Origin of the sequence: endosymbiont of Riftia pachyptila (vent Ph05), from assembly GCF_000224455.1 — a bacterium.
Classification (GTDB): domain Bacteria; phylum Pseudomonadota; class Gammaproteobacteria; order Chromatiales; family Chromatiaceae; genus Endoriftia; species Endoriftia persephonae.
Genome location: NZ_AFOC01000146.1, coordinates 1 through 5,293, shown reverse-complemented (window position 1 = coordinate 5,293; position 5,293 = coordinate 1). Strand labels below are relative to the sequence as shown.

General features: G+C 58.1%; 3 protein-coding genes and 2 pseudogenes. All 5 read right to left on the bottom strand.

Annotated elements, in window-relative coordinates; translation table 11 throughout:
* The coding region (locus RIFP1SYM_RS15485) for a type IV pilus assembly protein FimV (protein ID WP_276123761.1) at nt 1-1,524 on the bottom strand (1,524 nt) is incomplete at its 3' end.
* 136 nt (nt 1,525-1,660) lie between these two features.
* Nucleotides 1,661-2,605, bottom strand: a complete 945-nt coding sequence (locus RIFP1SYM_RS15480) for an Asd/ArgC dimerization domain-containing protein (RefSeq protein WP_240992144.1) — start codon at nt 2,603-2,605, stop codon at nt 1,661-1,663.
* 166 nt (nt 2,606-2,771) lie between these two features.
* Nucleotides 2,772-3,884, bottom strand: a pseudogene (gene asd / locus RIFP1SYM_RS15475) (aspartate-semialdehyde dehydrogenase).
* 105 nt (nt 3,885-3,989) lie between these two features.
* Nucleotides 3,990-5,063, bottom strand: coding sequence for a 3-isopropylmalate dehydrogenase (gene leuB / locus RIFP1SYM_RS15470; protein WP_006475034.1), 1,074 nt, complete (start codon nt 5,061-5,063; stop codon nt 3,990-3,992).
* Between the two features lie 149 nt (nt 5,064-5,212).
* Nucleotides 5,213-5,293: pseudogene (locus tag RIFP1SYM_RS17645) on the bottom strand (3-isopropylmalate dehydratase small subunit); the annotation flags it as partial.

Sequence of the window (5,293 nt, the reverse complement as noted above, 5' to 3'; positions counted from 1 at the left end):
TTCAGGCTTTTCCGGCTCTGCGGTCGCTTCTGGCGCTACCGCCACTTCCGACACTGCTTGCGGCTTACTCTCCTCTACAGGAGCTTGCGGCTCTACCACCACCGTCGATTCCATTTCTGCCGGTGCGATTGTCTCTGGCATTACCGTTTGCGGTGGAACCACTTCAGCAGCGGGCGTGGTTGCCACTGCATCTTTCATCGCTGCTTCGATTGAGGCCTCGATGTCTACCTCTTCGATGTGCGTTCCTGGTGGAATCGCCACCACTTCAGGCTGAGCAACCTCTGGCATAGCCGACTCAGGTGCCGAAACGGCGGGCTTCACTGCTTCAGGTTCAGACACTGCCGCCGCGAGAGCTTCGGCCTTCTCACGAGCTGCCTCCGCAGCTCTTCGAGCCTCTTCTGCAGCCTCCTGCTGAGCCAACTGCAGCTGTGCCAGTTGATCGCTCTTGAGTGTCAACAAGCGCTGAATATCAACGAGCTGCGACTCCAACTCGTGAATCCGGGCACGCATCTCCTCGCCTTCCTGACGCGTACTCTCATTGGTTTCACGCATCAGCAGAACCTGCTTCTGCAGCTCATCTATCTTTTTTGCAGCCGCCGCTTTACCTTCACGATCGACCGCTTCCTGGGCATCAGGCTTGGCGGAGATCAGCTTGATGCGATCCTGCTTGGGCTTGGGTTTTGCCGCGGTCGAGGCGATTTCCTGTGCAGCACCTTCGGAGGTCGAGGCGACATCAGCCGCAGCCGACTTTGCCTTTGCACTTTTCGCCCGCCAAGCGGATGTCTGAGCAAGAAACTCTTCACGGGCCTCGCGGTGTGACAGAGCCTGTACATTCGCATCTGCCGGCAGCCGTAAAATCTTGCCCGCTTTCAGCCGATTGACATTGTTGCCGATAAAGGCATTGGGGTTGTAGCGCAGCAACGCCATCATTACCTGTTCGGTGGTTTCCCCCGAACGGCGCATCTTGCTGGCGATGCGCCACAGATAATCATTCCGCGCGATCGGGCCATACTCCCTAGCCCCCTCTTCGACCACCTGACGAGCGCCCTCGCCAGCCGCACTGGCAGGCTGGACCGGCAAACGGCGGGTGACTGTAGGCGCTGCCACCGGTGTGGGTTTGCGTTTCAATGTGACAGGCGGGTCCAGGAGCACAGTGTACTCCCTGATTAGACGACCTTTCGGCCAGTTCACTTCCACGAGAAAATTCAAAAAAGGCTCACGGACAGGAGCGCCGCTGGTGACACGAATAACCGCCCGACCATCAGACAGGATGACAGGCTCGAACCTGAGCCCCGACAACATGAGCGAACGCTCGATACCAGCCCGTTCGAAATCCTTAGCTGACCCAAGTTCAACCTTGACTCCCTGGATTTCACCCTTGTCGATAGAGAGCAGTTCTATATCAGCTTTAAATTCCTGATTAAGTACTGACTTGGTCTGGATCTCTCCAAGCCCGAGAGCGTTGGCCACAAACGGCGATAGCGCCGCCGCAATGGCCACTGCCAGGGACAGCTTACGAATCATGCTTCCTCCTCGCCAAAGCGAACGCAACCCACGGGCAGATTGGACGTTTCCGCATACAAAAAACCGTCGGAACATATAGACATCTGTTCCGAATCTCCATCAAGAATAAGGGTAATAAATCTGGCCTAACTATAGCTTACAAGTGGCCTTTTACCAAAATCTCTAGAATCTTCAAGACATTCGCCGCAATACCGGAACGCAGGTTGTCGGCAACTGCCCAAAGTGAGAATTCAGTTGGATTCTCTGTTCTACACACGAACCGGCCGACCAGCACAGACGCACCACCAGAGGCATCACCAACCGGAGAGGGCCCCTGACTATCAACATCGATCAATTCAATGCCATCCGCCTGCTCCAGACAGCTCTCGATCACCTGCTGAGCCACAGGTTGAGAGGCCGTGCAGTGCAGCGCCATCGAGTGGCCGAAAAAGACTGGCACCCAAGCAGCGCTAACACTGATTGACGGACAAGATCGCCCCAGGACAAGCTGACAGACATCCAGCAGATCGGCCTCCATCTTACTCATCCCACCCGACAAACACTCGGCAACCTGTGGGATCAGGTTAAACGCAATCTGGCGAGGAAACAGCAGCGGTGCGACTGGCTTGCCATTGAGCAGCAGCGAGGTCTGCCGCACCACCTCTTCCACCCCGCTGCGTCCCAACTCCGATACCGCCTGGGCAACAAACAGCGAGACCCGCTCCACCCCGAGCGTTTCGATGAGTGGCTTGATCACCGTCAGCAACTGAGTCGCGACGCTTCCTGGTAACGGCACCACTCCACCCGATAACACAGGCTCCAGCGCCTCCGGGTTCACTGCCCCAACCACCGGAACCAGGTCAGACTCTGGGCACAGATGCGAGCCGATATCCAGCACGATACAACGCGCATCCTGAGCCCGCTCCACCCAATCCGGCGCTACATCCGACTCGCCGGTGGAGATAACGATCGGGGTTGCATCGAAGCTGTGCAGCTCCAGGTCGGCAATCTCCAACTCCCGACTGCCAAATTCGATGCCTCTGCCCACCTCATCCGGACCACCCAGCAGCACAACACTGCCGCTCAGCCGGGGAGTGTGCATCGATGGCGGCCAGCAGCGCTTCCGCCACCAACCCGGCCGCCCCCACGATAGCAATATCAACCGATCTCTCCTGCAAACCATCACCTCATAATGAAAAAGAAAACCCCGTTGAATCTATCTCCAACGGGGCTCTGAATAGCGCCCAGCGCCTGGGCCATTGCGTCGATCAATCTTCCAGAAGGATCCGCAGCATGCGTCGCAGCGGCTCCGCAGCACCCCACAACAGCTGGTCGCCGACGGTGAAGGCGTTGAGATATTCACTGCCCAAGTTCATCTTGCGCAGACGCCCCCCGGTACCGCGAGGGTCCCGGTAACCTGGGTCGGACTCAGCTCCTGCACGGTAATATCCCGCTGGTTGGGAATCACCTTCACCCAGTCGTTGGCGGAGGCGAGTATCGACTCGATCTCATCCATCGGCACATCCTTGCGCAGCCTCACGGTCAGGGCCTGGCTGTGACAGCGCATGGCACCGATGCGCACACAGGTACCGTCGATAGCTACCGGATTTTCGGAGCGACCGAGGATCTTGTTGGTCTCGGCAAATGCCTTCCACTCCTCCTTGCTCTGGCCGTTCTCCAGCGCCACATCGATCCAGGGGATCAGACTGCCGGCCAGCGGCACACCGAAATTATCGGTGGGAAATGCATCGGCGCGCATGGCCTCGACGACAGTTCGGTCGATATCCAGGATTGCCGAGGCAGGATCGGCCAGCTGCGGAGCTACCGCATCCTCGATCTGCCCATCTGACTAATCAGCTCGCGCATGTTGCGTGCACCGGCGCCAGAGGCGGCCTGGTAGGTCATCGCAGTGACCCACTCCACCAGATCCTCGCGGAACAGACCGCCCATCGCCATCAGCATCAGGCTGACGGTGCAGTTGCCGCCGATGTAGTCTTTGGCACCCTTCGCCAGGCCGTCTCGGATCACCTTGTCATTGACCGGGTCAAGCACGATGATCGAGTGCTCCTTCATGCGCAGGCTGGAGGCCGCATCAATCCAGTAGCCCTCCCAACCCGCCTCACGCAGCTTGGGGAATACCTCGTTAGTATAACCACCGCCCTGGCAGGTGACGATCACATCCATCGCCTTCAGCTCGTCGATGTCGGTGGCATCCTTCAGCAGGGGGATCTCGCGGCCGATATCCGGACCCGCCTGTCCCACCTGGGAGGTGGTGAAGAAGACCGGCTCATCGATATCGGCAAAATCACCCTCTGCAGCATGCGGCCCATCAGGACCGAGCCCACCATGCCGCGCCAACCTACAAATCCGACTCGTTTCATCGTCTTGACCTAAGAATTTTTTACCACTAAGAACACGAAGGACACAAAGCACGCCAAAGGCCGATTACCTCTTCGTGGTCTTTGTGCCCTTTGTGGTTAAACCAGTTACAAAACCGCTACTATGGCATCGCCCATGCCTTCGCAGCTGACCTCGGTCATGCCGTCGGACATGATGTCCGGGGTGCGCAGGCCATCATCCAGGACCTTGTTGACCGCCGCCTCGATACGCTCAGCCATCGCCGGTTTGTCCAGACTGTAGCGCAGCATCATCGCTACCGAGAGAATAGTCGCCAGCGGGTTGGCCACGCCCTGCCCGGCGATGTCCGGCGCGGAGCCATGAATCGGCTCGTACATGCCCTTACTATTCTCGTCCAGCGAGGCCGACGGCAGCATGCCGATGGAGCCGGTCAGCATCGCCGCGCAATCGGACAGAATATCACCAAACATGTTGGTGGTAACCATCACATCGAACTGCTTGGGCCACTTCACCAGCTGCATCGCAGCATTATCGACGTACATGTGACTCAGCTCCACCTCCGGGTGCTCCTCGGCCACCTTGGTGACAACCTCACGCCACATCTCGGTGCACTCAAGCACATTGGCTTTATCCACCGAGCAGAGCCGCTTGCCGCGCTTCATGGCGATGTCGAAGGCGACGCGGGCGATGCGATCCACCTCGGACTCACTGTAGACCAGGGTGTTGTAGCCTTGACGCTCGCCGTTATCCAGCTCACGCACACCACGCGGCTGGCCGAAGTAGATGCCGCCGGTCAACTCACGCACGATCATGATATCGAGCCCGGAGACCACCTCGGGTTTCAACGTAGAGGCATCCGCCAACTGCGGGTAGAGGATCGCCGGACGCAGATTGGCGAACAGGTTCAGTTCGGAACGCAGTCCCAGCAGTCCCTTCTCCGGGCGGATAGAGATATCCAGCGACTCCCACTTGTGGCCACCCACCGCACCCAGCAGGATCGCATCCGCCTCTTTCGCCAGGTCCAGAGTGGCGTCGGGCAACGGGCCGCCAGTGGCGTCGATAGCCGCACCACCCACCAGTGCCTCGTCCATCTCGATGTCGAGACCCTGCTCATCGCGCAGAGTCGCCAACACCTTGACTGCCTCAGTGACGATCTCGGGGCCAATGCCGTCACCCGGCAGAATCAAAATCTTTTTGCTCATATTCAATCCTAATTACATTTTTTATAACGCAAAGTTCACAGTGAAGCGCAAAGCACGCAATGGCCTTTTTGAATAGTCAGAGCTGAAGCCTCAACTCAAATCTTTGCGAGCTTTGCGTCTTTGCATTGCGATCTTCGCGTTAGAGGAATTTAAAATAACCAGGGCGCTTGCTGGCGGTGACGTTCCTCGTAGGCCTTAATCTCATCCACATGCTGCAGGGTCAGGCCGAT